This window comes from Vibrio genomosp. F6 (assembly GCF_005146325.1).
GTDB lineage: Bacteria > Pseudomonadota > Gammaproteobacteria > Enterobacterales > Vibrionaceae > Vibrio > Vibrio cortegadensis.
Map to the genome: position 1 here is coordinate 36,413 of NZ_SYUT01000012.1, position 26,499 is coordinate 62,911.

The following is a 26,499-nucleotide window of genomic DNA, read 5'->3' on the forward strand; positions in this document are numbered from 1 at the left end:
CAAGCATCTTCGCCAAATGTCGTATCTAGACTCCAGTACATCGACTCTACTAACCAGTGTGAACGCGTTGCATTTAACAACTCTTTAGCATTTAAATTCTTCGAACTAATGTAGTATCTCACCGTAATTTCTGACTCTTTCGCCACGGCTTCTTCTTGTCTTACAGAAACGACGATACCCATTGTTTTTAACTCTGGCCAATCAAACGCTAAGTCACCTAAAACACTCAAATCGGTGTTCGTTAAAGCCAATCTAGTTTCTTATCTACCACGTGATTTTTCTTGTGTGCTGTAAGAATCACCATCGTGTTTTTGTAGCATGCTCATATCGAAATAATTATCGAATGCTTGCTCTAAACGACCTTGATTACCTTTCACCGCCAACAAGTAATCTGCGTTTTTGTTTAGCACTTTTTGAGCAATTTTCTTTTGGCATCACATCACATCACATCACATCACATCACATCACATCAATTGTGACCAAACAACCTGATATATCAAGCAGTTCGAGCAATTCTGGGATAGCTGTGATCTCGTTCGATTTCTTGTAAACTTTATGCTGTCCGAGACTAACACCATTTTCAGTAGCAAAAGCGTTCACCATGTGAATCGCGCCAAGGCCACGAGAGTCATCATAAGAGCCTCTGACGGTTTTGCCATCAATGGCAATCACTTCACCTTTAGTCAGCTCACAGCAATCTTTCATCCACTCGATAAAGCATTTCTGCAGTCGAGTAGCATTAATCACGCCCATCGCTCTGGCTATCGTCGATGTTGAAGGTACACCATGGTTAAAATCACCAAATCGCTTCAAGAAATCCAACTTAGCTTCACCGTAAAGGCTAATCGCTTTCCAGTCGTCTTGGCCCGAAAGCACAGCACAAATTGTTAACAGAATGATATCAGTTAACTTGTGTTCGACTTTGCCTTGTTGTCGGTAATCTGGAATGACATCGAAATGCATAAATGGGTGCTGGTTACTCATCGTTGGACCTCCAATTTGTCTATGGAAGTATTAGAAAACACTGAAAATGATCTACAAATCGATCATCGGACAATTAATTGTTATGTGATCACGCTAACTAGTGAAGTTCAAAAATTGAGAACTCACTACGCCACAAACCCTTTAAACATGGGCATATTCATGAATCTTCCCTGCATGGACTGATTTTTCCCTAAATTACACATAATATTTAATCACTCGATACCAAATTTCTGACCATCTTTGCTGGGTTGCCTGCAACCAATACACCATCAGGCACATTTTTAGTGACAACAGAGTTAGCAGCAACAATAGAACGAGCTCCTATGCTAACACCTTTGAGAACAACGACATTCATACCCAACCAAACGTTATCTTTAATTTCGATTGCGCCGGAAGATACTATCTCTTTACCTGAAATTCGATTAATATAGTCCAAATCATGTCTATCATTGTCAATGATAGTACAATTAACCCCGATGAATACATTATTACCTATACTAATCCTTTCTCGAGAAGAAATAACTCCACCGCTTATACCACAGTTATCACCAATATATACCCTCCCCTTACCATTTGCTGAAATGTATGTCCTTTGCTTAATACCAGCACTGTTAGACCAACTTGCGGTTCGGAATTTGCAGTTACTTCCAATAGTTATTTTTGACTCATTATCAAGTGTTACAAGGGGCAAACCATAAAATTCGCAACCATTTTTTATGCTTACATTCAAACTAGATAAATATAAATACATCCATTTATCACATAGAGTCTTTACCACTCTATTCTTTAAATTAAAACACCTATATATAATTCTCATTTACTGCACAACCTTTTAATTCTATAAAATATATATTTAGTTATACGCTTAATTCCAAAAAACAACATAACCATCTTAAAGCACTCAAAATTGTATAACATCAATCTAAAGTAATGGGAATCAAAAAAATCGGTATAAAGTTTATCTGTAAATTCTTTTCTCGCTTCTTTATTACTTATTATATTTCTAAGACTTAACATCCCTAGATATATCTTGTAGTTAGAAAGCCCTGAGCCATATGATGCATTACCCGCCCTCCACGCGACGTAGAATTCACCATTCAACTTCCTAATACATTTAACTCGCAACCTTCCGCTCTTTGATATGAAGGATAGTAGGACTCCAACATGAGGAAAGATCGAACTGCTAAAAAATAAACCTGTCTCGATATGTTTACACACTTTACGAGAATAAATATTAGATGAAATAAGTCCAAGCATAGATAGCGAAGAAAATGTATTATAAAACTCACTCTCGTCATAGTTCGTTTTATCATATGAAAGATACTTTTCACCAACAACTTCAGCTCCTATGTACAAATAGTCGCAATTATTTGCCAGTAAAACTTCATCTATCACATCGAAATCAACAAAATCATCATCACTTAATATCCAAAGAAAGTCTGAATCATTTTTCATAAACCCTTTTAAGATATTTCCGGACAAGCCTATGTTTATTGGATTAGTATCATAGTCAACAAAAATCCTTTCCTGTTCTTTAATCAACAACTCAACGTTACTGTAGCTTTGTTCGGAGGCGTTGTTCGATATGATAACCTTTACATTTTCATATTTGGTTACATTTGAGTTTAACTTTTCGAACAAGTTACTTAGCAGTTGATATAAAATATCAGTTCTATTGTAAGTCGGTATATATATAGTTAGGCTATTCAAGTTCACTCTTCTTTTTACTTAAGTTATTTACAACAAATGGTGAAATTACAGCAAATGGCAACAAACACAATATAGATGAAAGGACAACTCCTTCTATGCCAAAATCAAAGTACTTCACAAAAAAATATGATATTGGGATATTCAATATAGCGCCAACAATACTACAATAAGTTTGCAGCTTTAGTGAGTTTATGCTATTCAAGAAAATCGAAAAAATATTACTCCAGATACAGATCATAATGAAAGAAAATATAGCTTTTGCACCCACAATGCTATATAAAAACCCATCGCCTAGCCAGTGACTAAATATTATAGGAAGAAAGCTATATAGCATAATAGCTAAAATAATCATCATAACAAAAAGTAGTACTTGCTTAACTAGCATCTCCCTAATCCAGGAAAACTCTTCCTTTATATACTTCTCAGAATAAATTCCCCACAATGGATTGTTTATTAATGAGTGCGCTATCAGAAATAGGCTCGCAAACTTGTATATTAAGTCATATTCAGCAGCATCGTCTAATCCTACAAAACTACCGATAATAATCCGATCAGTAGTAAATAGTACCAAATAGCTAAACTGCATGACTAAAAAAGTACCACTAATTTTCGCAATCGGCTTAATTTCATATATGCTACTAAAGCTATATTTGGTTGGAATAAGAACACGATTATTACGAAAATATAAGACTGTATTTTGCAATGCGGCAGATAGTATTGCTATAGATTGTATTAAAAACAGTTCATTTATACCAATAGAAAAGAATCTATCGCAAATCAATATCGCACATAAGTTGACAATAGCAGCAAATGCAAAAGTTCGCTCTTTTAAACTAGCTTGCTTTGTCACATTAGCTATAGCATGGACAATAGAAAATACAAAGTTAGCTAGAACGCTAAATAAAAACACAAGCAAGGGCATCGAATCTATATTTATGTTATCGATTACTCTTTCATAACAAATTGAATATGCAAACAAAAACAAGAAGAATAATGCAATTGAAATACAAGATAAAAATAAAAAAGCCCCCCAAATAAGCACTTTTGCTTCTTTTAGTTTTCCCTCAATAATAAGTTTGCTCAACTTATTTTTAATACCATTAATGAGTCCAAAATCAAACAAGCTAAGCCAAGATACCATTGAAATAACTATAGACCAAAGCCCATATTCTGATTTACCAAGTGAACTTAAGATAATCGGTGTAGTGACAAATGGAACCAACATGCTTATCCCCTTGAAAAAAAAGGACATCTTTACTGTTGCTTTGTAACTTGTCTTATCATCATTCAATGTATTCTCTTTAGTTTTTTCCATTCTGTTTATTATCTCGCACTAAAAACTTTCTGAACACCAAAGCTCTTTAATTCCTTCTTTTAGAGAAACCTGTTTTTTCCACCCTGGTAGTGTTTGGTACACACTTTCAGGAAGTGTCATGACTTCTCTATCACGATAAGGGCGCCCCCCCCAATTTATATTTATTGGCAAATTAAATTCACTTTCTATTAATTTGGTTAACTCTTTTAGAGATATATCGTCACCAGTCAGAATTGTAAACTCTTCACTCTTAGGTGCTTCTGCAAGACTTACTCTTTTCAAAGCGATATCCAAAGCTCTAACTGCATCACAGATATGACATGTTTCAAAACGTTGCTCTCCTGGGCTCATATCAAGAGAAGTGCCATTTTTAGCCGTCTCAATGAGTAACTGGATGATCTTTTTCCGTTGATCTGTTTTTCCATAAGTATCATTGAAATGGAGATTTAAGCAATTCCAGCTATACGCATCAGAATAGAAGGCTAATAGCTCTTGGAAAGCTTGTTTAGTTGCAGCATAAAGGTTGGCGTATTTATAGTGCTCATCATTAAATTTTTGCCATGTTGTACCCACATTGACGATTCTATTTTTGCCAGTTTTTTTCATTGCTTCAAGCAACTGTGTTCCAAAAACAATATTGGCCTCAAGCAAGGGGGTTATATCTTCTTCTTGGTGTGTTGCACGGTAGAAAGTTGCTAAATGAAGGACAATATCAATCTCTTTCAGTGCATACTTAATCGAATTGATAGTTCCGTCGTAATGATGAGTTATTGCGCCAGGTATCGAAACATCTCTACTTCTTACTAACGCATTTACCTCGTAGTATTCATGCTGTGCAGCGATAAATTGCTGACCAATAAAACCAGTCGCGCCTGTAATTAGCACTCTCATTCAAATGGACTCTCATAATCAGTTAATGTCGGAAATGCACTATCTCGCTCAGAAATGATTAGCTCACTTAATTCTATAACATCAAGTTCTAGGCCTATACTTGACCACAAGATCCCCTTATCAAGCTCTGGTGCATACACATGATCCGTCTTGTATAAGAGTGTGGCGTACTCTGATAGCGTTAGGAAACCGTGTGCTAGCCCTTGAGGCAGATAGACAAGTTGTGGTTGTTCAGAGCTCAACTCGACAGTAACAACTTTACCGTAGGTGCTTGAAGACTTTCGAATATCAACAAAAAAATCAAGTACTTTGCCTTCCAGGCAAGTCACAATTTTATTGTGCGCAGCAGGTGGCTCTTGAAAGTGAAGACCACGTAGCACGTTCTTTTTTGAAACCGAGTAAAACTCTTCTTGAAGGTTAAACTCAGAAATTTCTGTGCCTTCAAAGTGATTTGGGTGGAAAGTTTTGATAAATGCCCCGCGCAGATCTTCGAATTTAGGGAGATCGATGAGGTAGCATCCCGATATTTCTAGTTGTGTTACATTCATAAAATAAAGCCAATGATTTCTCATTGGCTATCCATTCTCTATAGATATGCTTTAGAAGCTGACACCAAAAAACTCTTCGAACTTTTCAATAATGAAATCTAAATGATCTTGCCCCAGGCCTGGGTAAACGCCAACCCAGAAGGTGTTGTTCATAATTAAGTCTGTATTAGTCAGTTCACCAACTACTCGATATTCGACATTTTCAAAATATGGTTGGCGTGTCAGGTTACCTGCAAATAGAAGGCGAGTACCAATCTTGTATTGATCCATAAACTTCAATAAGTCTACGCGGTCAATACCTGAATTTTCACGGATTGTAATAGGGAAACCAAACCATGATGGATCAGAATGTTCCGTCGCTTCAGGAAGAATAATAAATTCCTCACAAGAGGCTAAACCTTCTTTTAGATATACATAGTTATCTTTACGTACTTGTACTAGCTCTTCAACTCTGTCCATTTGAGCCAAACCACAAGCAGCCTGCATATCGGTGATTTTTAGGTTGTAACCTAAATGTGAGTACGTGTATTTATGATCGTAACCTTGAGGTAGAGATCCTAATTGCATATCAAAACGTTTCTTACATGTGTTATCACAACCTGGTGCACAGTAACAGTCACGGCCCCAATCACGGAAAGATTCAATTAGTTTACGAAGTTCATTGTCTTTAGTGAATACTGCCCCCCCCTCACCCATCGTAATATGGTGTGCAGGGTAGAAGCTTACTGTAGAGATATCACCAATGGTACCTACCATTTTACCGTTATAAGTCGACCCAAGAGCATCGCAACAGTCTTCAATGAGCCATAAATTGTACTTATCAGCTACACGGCGCGCTTCTGTAAGATCAAATGTGTTACCTAATGTATGAGCCACCATGATAGCTTTGGTTTTATCTGAAACGGCAGCTTCAATCATTTCTGGCTTAATTTGGTAAGTAGGAATATCTACATCTACAAATACTGGCACTAAACCATTTTGAATTGTTGGGTTTACTGTCGTAGGAAAACCAGCCGCAACAGTAATCACCTCATCACCTGGTTTTAATTGACGATCACCAAGTTTTGGAGATGTTAATGCTGTAAGAGCTAAAAGGTTTGCAGAAGAGCCTGATGTTGTCGTTAATACGTATGGAACACCAATGTATTCTCCTAAACGTTTTTCAAATGCATCATTAAAACGACCTGTTGTTAACCATCCATCCAGGGAGGCTTCAACCATTAATTGAAGCTCTTTAGCGCCTAGCACTTTACCAGAAGGCGGAACAACGCTTTCACCACCAACAAACTCTTTCGGTGCATATTCTAATGCTGCATATTGCTCGACAAGCTCTGCAATTTGACTTCTTAATTCTTCTTTCGACATTATTATTTACCTACTCGTGCTGTCATGTATTCTTTAATTTCATTAATAGTGTATTGCTTCATGTCTTCTTTATTAATCCATGCTTTCTGCCAATTCACTATCTTATTCAATGTGGTGGTTAAGTCCCAAACAGGCTGCCAATCCAAACACATTTTTGCTTTTGAGCAATCTAGCTTAAGGTAATGAGCTTCATGTGGATGCTTACCTTCACTCAAGAACCACTCAGCGCTTTCACCCCATTCTTTCTTCATGGTTTCAACGATCCACTGAACAGGCTGAGCATCTTCTTCCTTTGGACCAAAGTTCCAACCTTCTGCATACTCAGGCCCATAATTATAAAGGCGTTCAGCAACTGTTATATAACCAGATAACGGCTCTAGTACGTGTTGCCAAGGTCGAATAGCGTGTGGACTTCTAATTTCAACTTTGTTGCCTTTCGTAAAGGCATTTAACATATCTGGAATAAGTCTATCATCAGCCCAATCACCACCACCTATAACATTGCCAGCTCGAACAGACGCTAATGCACAGCCATGCTCATGATACTTATCTTTGTTGAAAAAAGACTGGCGATAAGATGATGCCACTAATTCTGCACAACCCTTACTATTGCTGTATGGATCATAACCGCCCATGGCTTCATCTTCACGATAGCCCCATACCCATTCGCGGTTTTCATAACACTTATCGGAAGTGATATTAACCACAGCTTTAACACCACCTACTTGCTTAACAGCCTCTAAAAGATAAACCGTACCCATTACATTGGTAGAATAAGTCTCCATTGGCTCATCATAAGACAATCGCACCAATGGTTGAGCTGCCATATGAAAAACGATTTCAGGTTTAAAGTCATTCATCACTTGACGTAGATGAGTAAAATCTCGAATGTCACCTTCTTCAGAAGACATCCCAGCCCATACTTCTGCTTCTTCAAAAAGACTTGGCGTTGTAGGTGCTGGAAGTGAGTAACCTTTTACAATTGCACCCATTTCCTGAAGCCATAAAGATAACCAGCTTCCTTTAAAGCCAGTATGCCCGGTAACAAAAACTTTCTTACCTTTCCAAAAATCTGGATTCATAGCTTACTCCCAAATTTTCCAAGGTGCTTTACCTTCTTGCCATAACTCTTCTAAATAAACCTTATCGCGAAGAGTATCCATTGGTTGCCAGAAACCATGATGCTCGTAAGCCATTAGTTCACCGTCTTCAGCCAACTTATTCAATGGATATTGTTCCCAAGTACAACTATCGCCATCAATGTATTTAAGAACATCTGGAGACAACACAAAGAATCCACCGTTAATCATAGCTCCATCACCTTTCGGTTTTTCTTTAAAGCTATTCACTTGACCTGCATTGATATCTAATGCGCCAAAACGACCTGGAGGGAATGTTGCCGTTAATGTCGCTTTTTTACCATGAGATTTATGGAATTCAATTGTTTTAGCAATATCAATATCACCTACACCATCACCGTAAGTAAAACAGAATGCTTCTTCGTCTTTTATATGCTCAGCGACACGCCCTAAACGACCACCTGTCATAGAGCTATCACCGGTATCGACTAAAGTAACAGTCCAAGGCTCTGCACGCTTACGGTGCACCTTCATCTCATTTTCTTTCATGTCAAATGTAACGTCTGACATATGTAGGAAGTAGTTAGCAAAGTACTCTTTAATCACATAACCTTTATAGCCACAGCAAATCACAAAATCATTAATACCATGGGCAGAATATTGCTTCATTATATGCCATAGAATCGGTTTTCCACCAATTTCGACCATTGGTTTTGGTTTTACTGAGGTTTCTTCACTTAAACGTGTTCCTAAACCACCAGCTAAGATGACTGCTTTCATTAGTAGCTCCAAGCTATAAAAATTATTTTGCGGGTGTGAATGCATCAGAGAAAAATGATTCTGATGGCAACTGATTGTTAATAAATAGGTCTTTGGCTTGGTTGATCATGGAAACCGAACCACAAGCATACACTTCATACTCTATTAAAGATTTGAAATCACGCATGACCGCTTCTTGTACATAACCTTTATAAAAAGTACCTTCAGACTCTTCTCTAGAAAGTGCTGCGGTAAATTTAATGTTTTGATGCTGTTCGACTAAATCGATTAGAGCTTCGCAATACAGCTCGTTTTTGTATTGCATTCCCCAATAGATGTGAATATCACGAGGGTCTTGCTTTTCAACAAGGTCTTCAACAACAGCTTTCACAGGAGCAATGCCCGTACCTGTTGCAATAAGAACTAAAGGCTTGGTGTTACTCTTAACAAAGAACGTACCTTTTGGCCCTTCCATTCTCATTAACTGGTTTTCTTTCACTTGCCCAAAAAGAGCATCTGACATTTTACCATCAGAAACTTTGCGGATGTGAAGCTCAATCTCTTTTGTTTCTTTCTTAGCATTTGCAATAGAGTAACTACGTTTGATACCTTTGTAGCTTAAGTCTACATATTGGCCAGAAAGGTAATCAAACTTGGCGGTTGGAGGGAAGCGAAATGTAAGAATAACAATATCATCAGTAGGGTATTCAACACTGACTACCTTACAAGGAACTGTTTGTTGTTTAATATGAGCAAGCTCCGGATAGTAATGAGCTTTCAATATAGCATCTGATTGTGCCTTAGATTGACAAGTCAAAATTTGTCCTGACGTAACTATATATCCATCTTCGTTCTCAATAGAACCAGACAACACCTCTGCCGAGCAAACACCACAGTCGCCAGTTTTACAGCTATGCTCTAATGGGAGTGAATTTGATAGCGCATCCTCTAACAGATTTTCTTCGCTTTTATAGCTTACACCTGCGGGTTGAATTTCAATGTTATATTGCATTTCTTAAGTTCTATTTATGAAAATTTCGACACTTCAATCTCAGACATTAAAACCCATCTGAGACACTTTTTATTCATTTTGAGACAGTCCATTTCAGACAATCCCTTATAAACCCTAGTTTTTACTTACTTTTCAAAAAGAGCCCCAATAGGCCTATCTTTCAACGTCCAGTTCATCTTCTTTTTTAAAAGCAAACCGAACTAAAACCACAGCCACACCCAGCATGCCACCCAGTAGGGTTGCTAACACGCAGATTAACGCACGTTTAGGGCCTGCTTTCTCTTCAGGGATAACCGCCGGGTCTACGGTTTTAAATGCAAATTCGGTTTCAACTTCTGCCAGCATAAGGTTCTTAGTTTGCTCTTCAATTAATTGAAAAAAGACTGTACGCATGTCTGATACGTTGGTTTTTTCTAACTGCTTCTCTAAATAACCAATATTACGCTTGGTCTCATTGAGTGATTTTTCTTTCGTCCATGCGTTTAAATCTTGCACTAATAGTTCAGCCCACTGTTGGGCAATCACTGGCGAGAAATGAGTAACAGACAAGGTCACTAAACCGGTATCTTTTGCTTCAGAGCTACTAAGGAGTTTTTTAAAGGCTTTATATGCTTCCCAATCAGTTGGAATTTGAGATTTACCCGGTTTTACTTCTCGAACCCATTGCTCTGTTTTTACATCGTAGAGTTCAGGATCAATCACTAACGAATTGTCGCCTTCGTTCCACTCCGTTGCCGCCATCAGTGGCACAAGTAAGTTATGCTTGGTAATGAAGGTATTTAAAAACTGACGGGAATTCAGCACCGCAAGAGACATACCCTTATTGTCGGTACTGCCTCCGCCTAAATTGATGCCAGCCAGTGAGGCTAAACCACCAAACTGCGCCGCCATTGCAGCCATACCACCCTTACCGCCGTCACTTGAAGAGGCAAGTACAACCTCGGCTTTATAGGTATTGGGTTGAGAAAGCGCATATAGAACGCCGCCTACCGCAAAAACAAACGTTGTCGCGATAATGAGCCACTTACCACGCCAAAGCGCGACAAACAGTTCACGTAGATCAATCTCATCACTGCTATCTTGGATAGGGTATTGCGCTGAATATGGGTAAGGTTGATTTGATTCTTGTAACGTAGGCTTATTCATAAAGAGACTATATTTTGAGTAATATGAAATATTGAAATGCAGCACCACAAGTAGGCGCTGCATTATACAAATAACGAGAGTTAGTCTTTAACCGCACTCCACGCGACACCAATTTGGTACAAGATTTGAGTCGCAGACGTTAGGGTACTTAAACCATCTAGGTAATCGGTATCAATTGGAACAATAATGGTATCACCCGGCGCCAATGGCTTCTCTTTACGGCTAAACCAGAATGAGTTATTTGGCAGGTCAACCGAGCCATCCGCTCTGACAATATAGATACGGTCAGTATCCGCTTGTTTTTTGGTGCCACCAGCGGTTGCTAAATAGTCTTCAACCGTCATACCCGGCTTGAAGGTGTGATTCGAAGCATATTGCACTTCACCCATTACACTAATGGTTGGGTTAAGGGCTGGAATATACAGCTTATCACCTTTTTCAAGCATCACATTAGCCGATCTATATCCTGCCATCGCTTCTTGCAAGTTGATCACTAATCGACCTACTGCTTCTGCTTTTGCTAACTCATCAGCAATGGAGAGCGCATCCATCGGGCTTGTAGTATAGGTCGCTGATGAATTTTGACGGCGCAGCGCTAAGCCACCGATCTCTTGTTTAAGCTGTAAGTTAAGTAAATCTAAACGCTCTTGCTCTTGGCGCTTCAAACGCTCACGGCTAAAAATCGCCCCTTGAGGGTAAGCAAACTCAGTAAAGCCACCTGCTCGTTGAATAATATCTTGCAAGGTTTCACCGCGTTGGAAAGTATAAGTCCCCGGGAAGACCACTTCTCCTTGCAACTCAATGATCATATCTCGTTGCCAATTCGGTTTCGTTTTCACTACGATATGATCTTGCGGCTGCACCGTGACCGTTGAATTACCGTCAAGCTCATCACTTAAAGAGAAGTTGATATGAGAGACTGAGAATTTATCATTTTGCGTATTACGGCGAGTCAGAGTTGAGCTCTTAAGATAAGCTTGCTCTTTTAATCCCCCAGCGGCAGCAATGACCTTACTGATGCTTTCACCTTTTGGTAAAGGGTAGATTCCTGGGAACTTCACAGCACCGGAGATTTCAATCAGTCTGGCAGGATGCTCAAAGGTAGATTGAGCTTTCAAGCGTTCAATGATTGGGCTGAGTAACTCTTCACGGCTGGTTTTACGAATCTCACCACCTTGAGAGAGAATCTGTTTATCATTAGATACCTCTAACTTGTCAGTATCTTCCGCAAGGATTACCGCGCCAGTTTCAGCATCGACATACTCTTTAACCACAGATTCAGCTTTAGCACTAGCTTTTTTATTGGCATAAGCACCAAACCAATAATCCAACTCAATGCCGTTATCCAAAATAAACAGTTGATCGCGTTCCGCCAGCAAAAGATTATCTTTTGAGTGAGGCTTAGTGATCGCGTTAAGTAGATTAAATTGATAAACGTCGATGTCACGGTTGTCATTTTTCTCACGCACGAGCAGCGCGTATTTTAGATCGGCACTCTGTTTTAGATCGGTTTCAATTGAGCCAATGACATCACTGATTCGCATCCCTTTAGTAAAGTTGAATGCCCCTTGTCTCACGACCTCACCACGAACCGCTACCGCGTTTTTCAGTGAGTTGGATGACTGTGCAATATGAATGTCATCTCCATCTTTTACCACAAATCGACGATCCGCTGACTTTGCGAGATCTAAAGTGATTTGCTGAATACCGTTAGAGGTAAAACGTCGAACACTAACTTGAGAAAGATAAGCTTGTGGCTTCGCGCCTCCAGCAATACTCAATAACTGACCAATGGTAGTGTTATTCTTTAATTCGTAGAGTGCGGGACGAACCACTTCACCGTCAAGGGTCACATTCGATGCTTTAGCTGGAACGAAAAGCGTATCTCCTGCTAATAGGCGCACATCACTTGAGGTATCCCCCTTAAGCAGCAAGTCATACATATCTAATGTAGCGACCACCTTACCTTTACGCTTCAATTGAATGTTGCGCAGGCTACCCGTCTCTTTTATTCCACCGCTCGCAAGTAGCGCCTGAGTCATAGAGGTCAAGCCGTTGACGTTATAAGCCCCCGGTTGAATGGTTTCCCCAACGATGAAGACTTGCATTGCGCGCATCGAACCCATAGAGACAACAACATCCACACCCATGATTTTTTGTTTAATGACATCTATAACTTGGGTGCGAAGTTGCTCAAACGTTTGTCCTGATACCGCTAACGGGCCAAAATCAGGGAAGTGAATAAAGCCTTCACGATCGATAGTTAAGCTTAACTCTTGGCTCGTCTTACCATAAACCTGTACTTTGATTTCATCTCCAGCAGCCATAACATAGTCAAGAGGAACAGGTAGGTTATCTACATTAGTAAATTCTAATGGTTCACCGAGTAAGACATCATAACCAAAGGGCTTAAGCTGATCCGATTTATTCACGTTTGAAGCAGGGCGTGATTTCAATTGCGCTGTAGTGCGTTCTATTTGAGGCGCAGCGGCTTTCTTTTCGTTAGCCGGACTTGAACCTTTGCCACTGATAACGCTGATATCAACACCATATTGACGAGCAAGTTGTTCTTGCTGCGCTTTAGGTAAGCTTTGAAATTGTTGCAACTGTGCTGGCGTTGGGTTAAATGCTAATGCACCGGAGCTTATGGCACTGGCTATCAGAGCGAAGACTGTTTTTTTACTGAACATGTATGCTGTTGCCTGTTTCAATTAATGCTTTAGTTAGAGGCTAATGGTTCTAGGTTCTAGGTTCTAGGTTCTAGGTTCTAGGTTCTAGATTCTAGGTTCTAGGTTCTAGGTTCTAGGTAGATTGAAGCTAAAACCTAAACTCATAGCCAGTCCAAATATTCGTTTCGTTGTCTTGTTTCATTTGAGTATAATCCACACCAAAATGAACCATGCCAGATAAAGCAGGGAGCCTATAGGTGGCTTGTGTGACTTTTATTGTGTCACTGTCAATGGTTGATTTTTTGTAGCTCACACTCATGTTGTGATCGTTGTTCAACTGAAGATAGATCGCTGCAGAAACGCTATCGTCCAATTGATAAGTATTCTGATACTGCTGCTTATTCACAGATGGATAATCAATGGCTTGAGAACCACTCTTCCATTGATCTTTCTCTTGCTCAGATGTCGCTTGTTGTGACTCAAGAACCAGACGAGCGGTATGCTCAGCCACCTCAACACTCCCACTCCACCCTATCAACCAAGCGCCAACGGAGGATAACTCAGACGTTGAAGCCAGTTCTGTATACACACTGTGATAGAGAGAGGAGAAATGAGGCAAGGTCAGTTTGCCATCCACAGCGAACTGCCCCTCTCCTTGCTCGCCTAATTTATCGAACCAATGCTGGTAGGTGATCCCAAACTCAAACATCGAGAAAGGTTTCGCGACAAAACGATTGGCACTGTGGTAATCAAAATCGGCCTCATCTAACTTACTGAGTACCGTTTCGATGCTCCATATACCTAGCAGGCTGCTATTGTCGAGCGTATCTCCACCGATATAGTTCACACTGAACTCTGGTGTTGATTTCGCGTAAGAGCCCAAAATCAAGTTATGCTGCCAACCCTGCCCCCACCAACGATCTAAGATGCCGAAAGAGAACAGCCAAGATCCGGCGTTCAAAGAGAGGTATGAGTCGTCCCATACCACCTCTGTCTCACCATTGTAATCGCTGTAACCGGATGATAAACGAAAGGCAAAATCATTATCTAGATGTTCATAACTTGCGTAAGCGCCCCACTCATCTCGGCTAAATTGGCCGTAGCTACCCGATGCGCTATTCCATGAACTGCCCCATGAGTTACCCAGAGCCTTGGCTTCGTTACCGTAAACCAATTTCGCCCGGCGGTTCCCACGATTAAGCTTTGCCGATTGAAGTGCATGCTTTAACTGTTGGTTTGCGACCACGATACTAGAACTATCGTGTTGAACATTTTGGGGTACTAAGTTTGCAAGATCATCACCAAACAGTGACCATCGGGCAGGATAGTGGTTGACCGGAGACGAGATTTTTCCGGAATCAGACAATAAAAGAAGAGAGGAGCGTAAGAATGGATCTTGAGACTCAAGCCAAGGGGAAGAAAATACAGAGGAAGAGGTCAACATAGCAATAGTGAGAGCCAAGTTACTTGGCCTTAGCCACCCATATTTTTGCATGTACTTATCCTTGTAGAACTAACCATTACGTTCATATATAAAGAGTTTTCATTCGCAGCGAGGCAAGCACGTAAATACGCTACCGCCCATTGGTGTCAACGCAAACCACACTGCGCCATCTGTCGCGAGTCGAGTCGCCCAGATGTTTCATTCAATTTTAATTATTCTTTTTATTTTATACTCAAAAAAGAGTGTGGTTATTATCCATATTTGCGTCTACGGTGCAATTAATAACATAAAAAACGGAGCTAGTAATAAGGAAGAGTGTTCTGTAATCATCAAAAACATACGCCTTTGGTTTACAATATGCCTCCGGTTACATTATCATCAGCAATTGAAGTTTAATATGAGCTTCAAACATCGATGTTTAAAACTGTATATTTAACAAGGAAAAGATATGAAACGTATCGCTCTAACAATGCTAGTTGCACTTGCGGCTTCTACTTCTGCTTTCGCAGCAACTGAAACTGCAGCGGCTGGTGCTTCTACTGGTGGCGCTGCTGGCGGTACTGCTGCGGCTGGTGCTGCGGCTGGTGCTGCAACAACAACGGCTGTTGCTGTTGGCGCTGCTGTAGCAGTAACAACTGTAGCAGTTGCTTCAGGCAGCAACGACGGTACTACTGGTACTACTGGTACTGCTAAATAAGCCACTACATCATGGTTCAAACAGCTTTAATCGCGATTGTTTGTACCTGATTAGATAATAAAAACCAACGTGAAAGCGTTGGTTTTTTGCTATGGCTCGCTCTTTATTAGCACCACAATTAATAATAAACTAACGCTCAAAGTCTAGGTCTCAACATATCCTCTTAAGGCTTACTCAAAAATTTAATACAGGGCTGTTTTCTCTCATGAAATTCAATCATTTTGGTAGTTCTACTTGGAAAGTCGCAGGCTTGCTAGGCGTGGTACTACTCACTGGCTGCGTACAAAAATTTTCGCATGTGAATGACACCATCAAAGAGGCCGTCTATGGCTTTGATGATATCACTATGACAACTGAAGATATTAACAAGCTGCCTTATGCCAGCAGCTATATGCGCTTTAACGATGGCGCTCGCGTGTTTATGGTGTTGGCGTTTGCTGAGAAAAACCCAGCAACGGGAAGTACTCAACTTAAGTGGGTATCATCAGACAATGCGATGGTGGTGACTGAGAATGGCAAAGTAATCAAAACGTTGAAACTGCCAACTGAAAATCTTGCTCGTCGCTCTAACGTTATAAACCAACCCCTTACGAACTCAGATTCCCAACCCCACAACGAGTGGATAGAGGGCAAGGTTCAGCATGCAACCTATGACTGGCCTAAAGGTAATCACTACGGCTATCAAGCGGATATCACTCTAATAAAGCAGGGCAAACAGAAACTTGACTCTGTAATATGGTCGAAAAATACCACTCAATGGCAAGAGCAGATTAACTTTCCTCAGTTAGATCAAAATGTCACTAACCACTATTGGGTGGCCGACAACGGCAACGTAGTCAAAAGCATTCAATATATCGGCCCTGATATGACCCGTATCGAAATCGATATCCTTAAGCCTTTTGCGGAGTAGCTATGTTCAGAATAACTATATCCAGAGTAACCATGTCCAAAGTAACTATGTCCGAAGTAGCTATGTCCGAAGTAGCTATGATGAACTTATCAATCAATTTGCCACTTAAATGGCTTAAGGTCACTTTGCTGGCGCTGGCTTTGCCGTTAGGGGTTATCAGCTCTGCGAATGCCACCGACAACCGAGAAAATGCTGACAACCAAGCGAATACGACAATAACCCTAACTCAGCAAGGTATTGGCTTGGAGTATGATCAAAGTGTTAGACTCGATCGCGTACTAAGCGATGCTCTTAATCAGCTATATTTCGATCAAGAATATGCAGCTCAAACCGCCTCAGCTAACTCCTCTTCTTATTCTCCATACCCAGAAGGCTATAAGCTGTTTAATTTAGATAAACAAAGTCAAGCAGACGCGCTGTTCAATAGTGTTGTTCAACAGCTTGAAGCATTAAGAGCAGACATTGACTACCAACAAAATGCAGCGATGCTACTCCAGCAACTCAAACCGCTGTCATTCGCATACCGTGAAGATATCAATCTTGATTTAGATGCTATTCGCTTAGATCCATCTCTGAACCCCTCGCTTCCTGGGTCTTATGCTTTAGAGTTAAATTCGCGTCCTGATACGGTTCTATTTTTTGGTCTTGTTGAACAAACGCAGCAACCTTTTAGCGCGAGCAAACAACTTGGCGACTACATTCAACAAACGGCTCTACTCGCTCAATCAAACAATAGCGATGCCTGGGTCATTTCCCCTGACGGCCGAACTCAAAAAGTAGGCTTCGCTTACTGGAATAACCAGCATATGAACCTAATGCCCGGTAGCACTGTTTTTATCGGCTTTAATTCTTCAGGTTTAAGCGTGTTTGATAATGATCTTGAAAAGCTAGAACAGGATATAGTCACTCTGCTTAGTTTTATAACAAATAGCTTTATACAGAACACCCCAATGCAACATGAGGTTAAAGGTTAATGATGACTTACTCTATTAATAAATCAGCCTCACGTTCAGCACGATTCAACGCTACAACTCTGATTTCTAGAACTCTGATTTCTAGAACTCTGATTTCTACTTCACTGTTATTAGTATTAAATCCAGCGTTCGCAAATGAACCTATCACCACCAGCGAACAAACGGCTAGCAAGTTGCATCCCGTCCAATTACGTCCTTCTCAAACCGATTTTGGCGGTGTGGGCTTAATGCAGATGCCAAGCGGACGAATGGCAAAAGAGGGCGAGTTTAACTTTGGCGTCAACATTAATGAAGACTACCAACACTACTATACCTCTATTCAACTGTTCCCTTGGTTCGAAACCACCATTCGCTATACTCGCGTGCCAGACATGCTTTTTAACCCAGACCCTAATTACAGTGGCGATAACTTATATACCGATAAAGGGATCGATTTTAAATTCCGCCTGCTAGAAGAGAGCTACTGGTTACCTGAAACTTCTATCGGTATCCGTGATTTTGGCGGTACAGGTCTGTTTGATGGTGAATTTATTGCTGGGACTAAAAACTTTGGCCCACTAGATGTCACATTAGGTATGGGCTGGGGCTATATCGGTCAAAGTGGTAATTTTACCAATCCGTTTTGTAAAGTCAGTGATAAGTTCTGCGACCGACCTTCAGAGACAAAAGGTTCTGGTGGTAGCGTTGATTTTGAACGCTGGTTTAAAGGCCCTGCGGCACTGTATGGTGGCATTGAGTATCAAACCCCTTATCAACCACTGCGTTTAAAACTCGAATATGACGCCAATGATTACAGCGGAGACTTTCCTTTGGTTCGCGGCGGAAAACCAATGCCTCAACACACGCCATGGAACATTGGCGTGCTGTATCAGTTTGGCAATTGGGGTGATGCAAAACTCAGCTATCAACGTGGCGATACCGTTACGTTCGGTTTCAACCTGTATACCAACTTCGATGATATGAAGGCAGTATGGCGTGATGAACCGAAACAAATGGTGTCAGCTCGACCTTCAGAGCACTCAAGCACGGATACGAATAGCACCGATTGGCAGCAGGTCGCCCAGCAATTAGAAAACAATGCGGGTTATGAGCAGAGCACCATTGAGCAAGATGGCGACACCTTAATTGTTACGGGTAAGCAAGTTAAGTACCGCGATCGTGATGAAGCGGTAGATCGCGCGGCCGCCATTCTGGCAAACAACACTCCGCAAACCATTTCAACTTATCGTATCGTTGAAAATAACCACGGCATTGACCTAACAGAAACTCAAGTCGATGCAGAGCAATATCGTCAAGCGGCAACTTATCAATACATTGGCGCCAAGGCGAGTGATGCAACGCAACAAGTTGAACCACACAGCGGAAGCCAACAGAAAAGTGCATCAGGCGCCTCAACAAGCTCAATGCTTGCGACCAATAAAGAGCGCTGGAATATTGGTTTATCACCTGTACTGTCACAGTCTTTAGGTGGGCCAGAGGCGTTCTATCTATATAACATCGGTTTCAATACTGACGCTAATGTGTGGCTAACGGATAACCTAGAAGCGAGTGGTTCAATCTACTTTAATTTGGCGGATAACTACGACAAATTTAACTACATAGAGCAAAACCCACATATCAACAACTTCGCGGTTCCTCGTGTTCGTACTATGTTCCGATCTTATGTACATGATAACCCTATACGCTTAAGTAATTTACAGCTCACTTGGTTTGAACAACCAACTGATGAGATCTATACCCAAGCTTACGGTGGTTACCTAGAAACCATGTTTGCAGGTGTGGGTGGTGAAGTACTGTATCGACCAATGAACAAGAATTGGGCGATTGGTTTAGATGCCAACCTTGTTTCTCAACGTGATCCTGATAGCTGGTTCGGTACTTTTGATTCAGCCTATGTGTATTACGACGGCTATGATGCTAGCAACTGCTCTCCTGGCCAAGTTAACTGCCAAGCGTATGTGTTAGATAAAGGCACAACAGGACAATTAACCGGTTACTACATGCCGGAATGGTCTCTATTGCAGAACACGCTATTTAAGGTGAGTGTCGGTAAATTCTTAGGCGGCGATATGGGTACCCGTGTTGATTTCTCTAAGCAGTTTAAATCAGGCATGATTGTCGGTGCGTTTGCAACGGTAACGGATTTAACCACCGAAGAGTATGGTGAAGGCAGCTATAACAAAGGTTTCTATATCTCAATTCCATTTGATATTTTAACCGTTAAGCCAAGTACTAGCCGTGGCAATATTGCGTGGCAGCCAATTACTCGTGATGGCGGACAAACTCTGAACCGTAAATATCACCTGTTTGATGAGACAGACGCAAGAAGCCAGTGGTATCAGCGCCCTAACAGCGTTGAATAAATCATGAAGCAACTACGTACGAATCTAGCGGACTCATAAATAAAGAGCACGCAAATAAAAAACCAAAGGCTGGCATTTTTGTCAGCCTTTTTGTTTGAACCAATATCCACGTAGCCACTTAAAATCCAACTCACATGACATACTCGTAACCATTTCTCTTCTCTGCTAAAATTCTTAGGTATTATTTATCTTTGGTGGAATATTTATGATTATCGTAACTGGTGGCGCTGGCATGATTGGCAGCAACATTGTTAAAGCATTAAACGAATCGGGCATTAACGACATTCTGGTTGTCGATAATCTAAAAAATGGTAAGAAATTTGAAAACTTAGTGGATCTTGATATCACCGATTATATGGATCGTGATGATTTTCTGGTTCAGCTAATGTCTGGCGAAGAGTTTGGCCCAATTGACGCGATTTTCCACCAAGGTGCTTGCTCTGATACAACTGAAACAGATGGAAAATTCATGATGCTCAACAACTATGAGTATTCAAAAGAGCTACTTCATTACTGTTTAGAGCGTCAAATCCCATTCCTTTACGCTTCATCAGCGGCAATTTATGGTGACCGCAGCGACAACTTCATTGAAGAGAAGCAATTTGAAAGTGCACTGAATGTTTACGGTTATTCTAAACAGCAGTTCGATAACTATGTTCGCCGCTTATGGGAAGATGCAGAAGCGCACGGTGAAACGCTTTCTCAAATTACCGCTCTGCGTTATTTCAGTGTTTACGGACCACGCGAACAACATAAAGGTGAGCTGGCTTCGCTCCCATTCCAACTGAACCAACAACTTAGTGCAGGAAAAGTACCGACTATTGTAGCTGGCAGTGAACACTTTAAGCGTGACTTCGTATACGTGAGCGATGTTGTCGCGGTAAATCTTTGGTTTTTACAAAATGGTATCTCTGGTATTTACAATGTCGGAACAGGCCAAGCTGGGTCTTTAGGTGATATGACTAAAGCTGTTGTTCACTATCATGGGAAAAGTGAGATTGAGGCGATTGACGATCCAGCGTTATTGAAAGAAACCTATCCGGAATTAGCTCAAGCTGACTTAACCAAATTGCGAGCGGCAGGATGTCAGCATCAATTTAAATCCGTAGCGGAAGGTATTGCTGAATACATGCCAATGATTAATAAGTAATGGGTTAGAAAGACACTCTGGTATTTAACGAAGTATCACTCTAGAAAAAATATGAATAAAAACCAAAACGATTTTGATCCTAAAGCCTATAACCCCACTTTTGAGTGGCGATTTCTTGCGCCTAAATACTGGGGAACCTGGTTAGCCGTTATACTCGCCGTGCCATTTGCCTTATTGCCACTCAAAGTACATAAATGGTTAGCACATTTGATTGCGTCACATATGATCAAGTCCAATCGTAATGCCGTTAATAATATCAGAGCTAACCTCTTGCACTGTTTTCCTCAGCTCGATAATACCGATCGAGAGACATTAGTGTATAAGAGCTTGTACTCTGCTGGAATCGTGATGATGCGATTCAGTTTGCTTTCATCACGTTCAGCAAAGTGGCTACAAGCTAATACTGACATGATCAACAGACACCATATGGATCAATGCATAGAACGAGAGGAAAAGTTTGTTCTTTTTGTTCCACACTCTTGGGCAATTGATGTGCCAGCAGTGGTATTGGCTTCGCAAGGTATCCCATTAGTTGCCATGATCAAACAGCAGAAGAATCTGATATCCGATTGGCTGATGCACCGACAACGAGTGCAATATGGTGGCAGGGTTTATGAACGCTCTGCCGGAATAAAACCTTATGTGAAAGCCATTAAAGGCAACTACTTTGGCTATTACTCACCCGATCAAGATCATGGTGAAGAGGTGAGTGAGTTCGTTGATTTTTTTGCCACCACCAAAGCCACATTTCCAGGTTTAGCAAAGGTTGCAAAGCTATCTAAAGCGATCGTCATTCCTACTTTCGCTTCCATAGATCCAGAGACAGGCCGTTACGTGATAGAGTTCCTTCCTCCGATAGCGCAGAATGGCAGTGATGCAGAAAACGCGCGAGAGATGAATCAAGCGATTGAGAATTTTGTCGGAAAGCAACCTGAACACTATATGTGGACGCTACGATTTTTACGCACACAGACCGATGGACGCCATTTCTACCGAGAGATGCGATCACGCTATGCGGAGCAAGTAAGTGCGTCACAAAAAGATAATGAATAGAGAGACGAAGTGATGTCTGCAAAAAAAATTCTCATTATTGGTCCATCTTGGATCGGTGATATGGTGATGTCGCAATCACTCTACATGACTCTCAAACAGCAAGATCCAGACGCCTTGATTGATGTCTTGGCTCCGGCGTGGTGCAAACCAATCCTAGAACGTATGCCGGAGGTCAATCAAGCCATTGAAATGCCTCTTGGTCATGGTGAGTTTAATTTCTTTGGTCGTCGAGGCTTAGGAAAACAGCTGAAAAACGAGCATTACACACACGCTTATATCCTGCCAAACTCAGCCAAGTCAGCACTGATCCCTTGGTTTGCGGGCATTCCAACCCGTATTGGGTGGACAGGTGAAATGCGTTACGGTTTGTTGAACGATATTCGTCCGAACAAAAAATCGTTCCAATACATGGTTGAACGATACATTGCTCTTGGCCACCCAAAAGTGAACATGATCGATTCAAGTTCGCTTGGTGGATTAGACAAACAACCCTACCCTAGCCTTCATATTGATAAAATCGCACAAGATGCCGCTTTAGAAAAGCATCAGCTTAATCGTAGCCAAAAGGCTATCGGTTTAAGCCCAGGCGCGGCGTTTGGTACAGCAAAAATGTGGTCGCAAGAGCACTATGCTACTGTCGCTGAAACAATGTGTGAGAAAGGCTATCAAGTATGGATATTTGGATCTCAAAACGACTTACCTGTTTGTGAAAACATTGTCAGCCGCATTCCATCAGAGCTTCACTCCAACATTCATATTTTGGCGGGAAAAACCTCGTTAATTGAAGCGGTTGATCTACTGGCTGCATGTGAAAGCGTGGTGAGTAATGACTCCGGGTTGATGCACGTGGCATCGGCGGTCGGTTGCTATGTGGTCGGTGTTTACGGCCCAACCTCTCCAGATTATGCTCCGCCATTAACCCATACGGGCGATATTCTTTACACTGGTATCGAGTGCTCTCCGTGTAAAAAACGCGAATGCCCACTTGGCCATTCGAAGTGCATGAAAGAGTTGTACCCTACGCAAGTTTTAGAGTGCTTAGAGCATCAATCGCTCAAAGTTTTAGCGAAAGAGCAACCGAACCAAGCGAGTGAAGCATGATTGTTCGCTTGCTCTATACGCTACTGCTCAGCTTAGCATCCCCCATATTATTGTTTGGGCTATATAAGTCGAAACCCAATAAACCTAAATTTGGTTCTCGTTGGAAAGAGCATTTTGGCGTCACACCTCCGCTTATCAATGCAACAGAAAACCGTAATATTAAGCCTGTTTGGGTTCATGCTGTGTCGGTAGGGGAAAGCATTGCCGCCACGCCACTGATCAAAAAAATGCTAGAGCAAAACCCGCAGCAGCCCATTATTGTGACCACAACAACAAGCACGGGTGCAGAGCAAATAGCCAAGTTGGCAAGTGCTCACACAATGATTGAACACCGATACATGCCACTGGATTTTACTTTTGCTGTAAAAGGATTCTTGAAAGCGATTCAGCCAAGTAAAATGCTGATCATTGAAACCGAATTGTGGCCAAATACGGTTAACGCAGTAAACCAAGCCGGCATTCCTATCTATGTGGTGAATGCGCGTCTATCTGAAAAATCTTTCCTGAACTACGCTAAGGTTCAACCGCTATTTAATCAAATTGAAAAATGTTTGACGAAAGTGCTATGCCAATTTGATTCCGATAAGGAACGCTTTGCTCAGCTTGGTGTTAGTAAAGAGAAGCTAGTGACCACAGGTTCGATAAAATTCGATATCTCTATCTCTGATCAAACCATTGAACAAAGTAAAGCTCTACGAGAACAGTTGGGTGTTGATCGTCCGGTATGGATTGCGGCTAGTACGCATAAAGGGGAAGACGAGCAAGTGCTTGCTACTCATGCAGAAGTATTAAAGCAGCATCCTGATGCGTTGCTGATCCTTGTCCCTCGCCACCCTGAACGTTTTGATGAAGTTTTTGATCTATGTAAAAGTTTGAAGTTTACAAGCACTAGGCGTACCTCGGATGAAACTATCACCGTTGGAGCCTCAGCCGCTGGAACCTCATCAACCGAAGCTTCGCCAATTAAAGACCTAGCAACTAAAACCCTATCAACAGAAACCCAAGTCTATCTTGGTGATACCATGGGTGAAATGCTAGTACTGATGGGCGCAGCAGATGTCTGTTTTATGGGCGGAAGCTTACTCGGCGATAAAGTCGGCGGACATAATGTGTTAGAGCCAGCGGCTTTGGGCGTCCCTGTTATTACTGGGCCTAGTTATTTTAATTTTAAAGAGATTGTTGAAGAACTTTATGCATCTAATGCTATTGTCATCACAGAAAAGCCATCAGCAATTTCTGGGTTACTCACAGATCAATCAAGCAGAAACAGCATAGCTAATAATGCATTAATTATAATAAATAAAAATAAAAATATTCTACATATGCTCCAACACAACTTAAAGAGAAAATAAAATGTTAACCATTATAATACCTGCATTTAATTCTGAAAGAACCATATCTCGATGTATTAATTCAATATTAGAATCAGATTTAAAAACACCAAATATTTTAAATGAAATAATCATAGTCAATGATGGCTCAACAGATAATACATTAAATAAACTCAATAAAATCGCATCTAATAATAAAAAAATAAAAATCATAAACCAAGAAAACAAAGGTGCAGGAGGAGCTAGAAATACAGGAATTAAAAACAGTAATTCTGAATACATATCATTTGTAGATGTTGATGACACTGTAGATGATATGTACCTTTCACCTCTCATTGATTGTAAGCATGACCTAATTAGCTTTAATTTAATTAAAGAAAATAAAAATGGTAGTCACTGCTTAATCACTTGTAATGATAAAAATGGCTCTATTGTTTCTGCTTTTTTAAAGCGTTCTTACATAATTGACAATGCAATATACGCCCCAGAAAAAATAAATTATGAAGATAATGCTATTTGTTTTTTGATCTACAATAAAACAAAAAACAAACATCATCAAAATAGCCCTCTCTATAACTATAAATATAGTAAAAATAGCCAAAGCAATACAAAAAGCTATAGACACGCCGAAGATAGGGTAGATTCTATCATATATTTAATAGACAATGCGAAAAGGCTAGATATATATAACGAAAATAAATCAACCTTAGATGAAATGGCATTTAGCGTTGGATATTTACCTGCTCTATCATTATGTTTTAGAAAATGGGGTAATTACAACAAGCTATCGTCACTTAGACAAAAACTACTATCTAATGTCGAAGTTAAATTACCAGTAAATACAAAGTTAAAAAACAAGATTTTTTATCTATTGATTGAAAAGTTTGGGCGTCTCGGATATCTTTTGATTTGTTTTAAAAGAATAAATAAAATCTTTAAATAATATAAAAAGAATGAGGTTTATTTTATGAATGTATTCTTAGTGACATCTCCTCTCCAGTACATTTGTGCAGAGGAGGCTTTATATGCATATGGCACAAATGAAAATATATTAGTTATAGTAGAACAGAATGAAGCTTCTGGAATTAAACACTTAAGAAATGTGTTTAATGAAGACAGTTGGGACACAATAATAAAAGTCAAGAGTGACCAAAGAACTCTTAACTTACCTAAAATCATAAAGAAAATAAATAGGCTATCGGACCATAAAGGGATTGAACACTTATTTTTTGGTGAATATAAGTCATTCCGTACTCGATTATTAATGAAAAATCTAACTTGTAAAAAGTTTGTTTTTTTTGATGATGGAATGGCAACTTTATTTGACTACTATGATTATATTCATGAGAAACGTGATTTCACTAGAAAACGTTTACTACAAGATATTATTTTAAGAATACAAGGTTGCAAGCCTATTGGAACAATGCCTTTCTCTGAGAAACTTGAAATTTTCACTATGTTTGATATACCTGATTGTGTGTGCAAAACAACAAGAAACAATTTAACTATAATGCGTGCAGTTATGAAAGCTCATGAATGTTATTCGCCAAGTGCTCCTATCGGATTTATTGGTGAAGGCGCTATAGGTGATAAATTTGGTAAAAGAGAGCAGCCATCTAAAAAAGAGTACCTACAACAACTCATAGACTTTAGAGCATCAACAGAAAGTACCATCATTTACTTCCCACATCGTACAGAAACTGATGATGTAAAACAGGAGGTTATGAAAATCGATAATTTAATCTACCACAATACAGAACTCCCACTAGAATTAGAAATCGCGACGAAAAAAATTAAGTTATCAAAACTAACAGGAATTGCATCTACAGCTCTTTATACCCTCTCTATCTTATATAAAGAAGTCCCTATTGATGCCCATAAAATTGACATGCTTGACGTTGATAGGATCAACTCCGTAATTGAACGTCACTTTCATCAGCGTACAATATAAAAGAGGGAGCCGGTAGGCTCCCTCTTTTATATTAAAAATTTAATTCC

Annotated in this window: 22 protein-coding genes and 1 pseudogene; 10 read left to right on the forward strand and 13 right to left on the reverse strand. The window is 40.3% G+C overall.

Features of this window, described 5'->3' with window-relative positions; all coding sequences use genetic code 11:
• The 13 genes and pseudogenes from FCV43_RS03300 to FCV43_RS03360 all read right to left on the reverse strand — a co-directional run.
• A pseudogene (locus FCV43_RS03300) lies at positions 1-984 on the reverse strand (ISAs1 family transposase); the annotation flags it as partial.
• Positions 985-1,192: 208 nt separating this feature from the next.
• Positions 1,193-1,762: an acyltransferase gene (locus tag FCV43_RS03305; RefSeq protein ID WP_170961596.1), complete on the reverse strand. Its 570-nt coding sequence runs from the start codon at positions 1,760-1,762 to the stop codon at positions 1,193-1,195.
• A 35-nt stretch (positions 1,763-1,797) separates the two neighbouring features.
• Positions 1,798-2,700 carry a glycosyltransferase gene (locus tag FCV43_RS03310; protein WP_136994012.1) on the reverse strand — a complete coding sequence of 301 codons (903 nt, stop codon included), beginning with the start codon at positions 2,698-2,700 and terminating at the stop codon, positions 1,798-1,800.
• Positions 2,687-4,009, reverse strand: coding sequence for a lipopolysaccharide biosynthesis protein (locus FCV43_RS03315; protein ID WP_136994013.1), 1,323 nt, complete (start codon positions 4,007-4,009; stop codon positions 2,687-2,689). The genes FCV43_RS03310 and FCV43_RS03315 overlap by 14 nt, the downstream gene beginning before the upstream one ends.
• 18 nt (positions 4,010-4,027) lie before the next feature.
• Complete coding sequence (locus FCV43_RS03320) at positions 4,028-4,900, reverse strand: NAD-dependent epimerase/dehydratase family protein (protein ID WP_136994014.1); 873 nt, start codon at positions 4,898-4,900, stop codon at positions 4,028-4,030.
• Entirely contained in the window at positions 4,897-5,448 is a 552-nt protein-coding gene (gene rfbC, locus FCV43_RS03325; protein ID WP_136994015.1) for a dTDP-4-dehydrorhamnose 3,5-epimerase, read from the reverse strand. Before rfbC ends, FCV43_RS03320 begins: the two co-directional genes overlap by 4 nt.
• Positions 5,449-5,499: 51 nt before the next feature.
• Positions 5,500-6,813, reverse strand: a complete 1,314-nt coding sequence (rfbH, locus tag FCV43_RS03330) for a lipopolysaccharide biosynthesis protein RfbH (RefSeq protein WP_136994016.1) — start codon at positions 6,811-6,813, stop codon at positions 5,500-5,502.
• 2 nt (positions 6,814-6,815) lie between these two features.
• Entirely contained in the window at positions 6,816-7,895 is a 1,080-nt protein-coding gene (gene rfbG / locus FCV43_RS03335; RefSeq protein WP_136994017.1) for a CDP-glucose 4,6-dehydratase, read from the reverse strand.
• 3 nt (positions 7,896-7,898) lie between these two features.
• On the reverse strand, positions 7,899-8,672 hold the full coding sequence (gene rfbF, locus FCV43_RS03340; protein WP_136994018.1) for a glucose-1-phosphate cytidylyltransferase: 774 nt from the start codon (positions 8,670-8,672) through the stop codon (positions 7,899-7,901).
• Between the two features lie 22 nt (positions 8,673-8,694).
• A complete protein-coding gene (locus tag FCV43_RS03345) occupies positions 8,695-9,663 on the reverse strand; it encodes an FAD-binding oxidoreductase (RefSeq protein WP_136994019.1) in 969 nt (322 codons plus the stop codon).
• Positions 9,664-9,816: 153 nt separating this feature from the next.
• The gene (locus FCV43_RS03350) at positions 9,817-10,809 is read right to left on the reverse strand and encodes a Wzz/FepE/Etk N-terminal domain-containing protein (RefSeq protein WP_136994020.1); all 993 of its coding nucleotides are present in this window, start codon (positions 10,807-10,809) and stop codon (positions 9,817-9,819) included.
• Between the two features lie 80 nt (positions 10,810-10,889).
• Positions 10,890-13,499: an SLBB domain-containing protein gene (locus FCV43_RS03355; RefSeq protein ID WP_136994021.1), complete on the reverse strand. Its 2,610-nt coding sequence runs from the start codon at positions 13,497-13,499 to the stop codon at positions 10,890-10,892.
• A gap of 127 nt (positions 13,500-13,626) precedes the next feature.
• Positions 13,627-14,973, reverse strand: a complete 1,347-nt coding sequence (locus tag FCV43_RS03360) for a capsule assembly Wzi family protein (RefSeq protein ID WP_136994022.1) — start codon at positions 14,971-14,973, stop codon at positions 13,627-13,629.
• A 397-nt stretch (positions 14,974-15,370) separates the two neighbouring features.
• Between FCV43_RS03360 and FCV43_RS03365 the strand changes: the two genes are divergently transcribed.
• The 10 genes from FCV43_RS03365 (at position 15,371) to FCV43_RS03410 (ending at position 26,452) form a co-directional block, all read left to right on the forward strand.
• On the forward strand, positions 15,371-15,619 hold the full coding sequence (locus FCV43_RS03365; RefSeq protein WP_136994023.1) for a hypothetical protein: 249 nt from the start codon (positions 15,371-15,373) through the stop codon (positions 15,617-15,619).
• A gap of 205 nt (positions 15,620-15,824) precedes the next feature.
• Positions 15,825-16,529: a YjbF family lipoprotein gene (locus tag FCV43_RS03370; protein ID WP_136994024.1), complete on the forward strand. Its 705-nt coding sequence runs from the start codon at positions 15,825-15,827 to the stop codon at positions 16,527-16,529.
• A 32-nt stretch (positions 16,530-16,561) separates the two neighbouring features.
• Entirely contained in the window at positions 16,562-17,503 is a 942-nt protein-coding gene (locus tag FCV43_RS03375; RefSeq protein ID WP_170961598.1) for a capsule biosynthesis GfcC family protein, read from the forward strand.
• Positions 17,503-19,866: a YjbH domain-containing protein gene (locus FCV43_RS03380; protein ID WP_136994026.1), complete on the forward strand. Its 2,364-nt coding sequence runs from the start codon at positions 17,503-17,505 to the stop codon at positions 19,864-19,866. The genes FCV43_RS03375 and FCV43_RS03380 overlap by 1 nt, the downstream gene beginning before the upstream one ends.
• A gap of 205 nt (positions 19,867-20,071) precedes the next feature.
• The gene (gene rfaD, locus FCV43_RS03385) at positions 20,072-21,016 is read left to right on the forward strand and encodes an ADP-glyceromanno-heptose 6-epimerase (RefSeq protein ID WP_136994027.1); all 945 of its coding nucleotides are present in this window, start codon (positions 20,072-20,074) and stop codon (positions 21,014-21,016) included.
• A 51-nt stretch (positions 21,017-21,067) separates the two neighbouring features.
• Positions 21,068-22,069: a lipid A biosynthesis (KDO)2-(lauroyl)-lipid IVA acyltransferase gene (locus FCV43_RS03390; protein WP_136994028.1), complete on the forward strand. Its 1,002-nt coding sequence runs from the start codon at positions 21,068-21,070 to the stop codon at positions 22,067-22,069.
• 12 nt (positions 22,070-22,081) lie between these two features.
• Complete coding sequence (gene waaF, locus FCV43_RS03395) at positions 22,082-23,170, forward strand: lipopolysaccharide heptosyltransferase II (protein ID WP_136994029.1); 1,089 nt, start codon at positions 22,082-22,084, stop codon at positions 23,168-23,170.
• Entirely contained in the window at positions 23,167-24,522 is a 1,356-nt protein-coding gene (locus tag FCV43_RS03400; RefSeq protein WP_136994030.1) for a 3-deoxy-D-manno-octulosonic acid transferase, read from the forward strand. The genes waaF and FCV43_RS03400 overlap by 4 nt, the downstream gene beginning before the upstream one ends.
• Before the next feature lies 1 nt (position 24,523).
• Positions 24,524-25,444 carry a glycosyltransferase family 2 protein gene (locus FCV43_RS03405; RefSeq protein ID WP_136994031.1) on the forward strand — a complete coding sequence of 307 codons (921 nt, stop codon included), beginning with the start codon at positions 24,524-24,526 and terminating at the stop codon, positions 25,442-25,444.
• A 24-nt stretch (positions 25,445-25,468) separates the two neighbouring features.
• Positions 25,469-26,452 carry a polysialyltransferase family glycosyltransferase gene (locus FCV43_RS03410; RefSeq protein WP_136994032.1) on the forward strand — a complete coding sequence of 328 codons (984 nt, stop codon included), beginning with the start codon at positions 25,469-25,471 and terminating at the stop codon, positions 26,450-26,452.
• Positions 26,453-26,499: the final 47 nt, after the last annotated feature.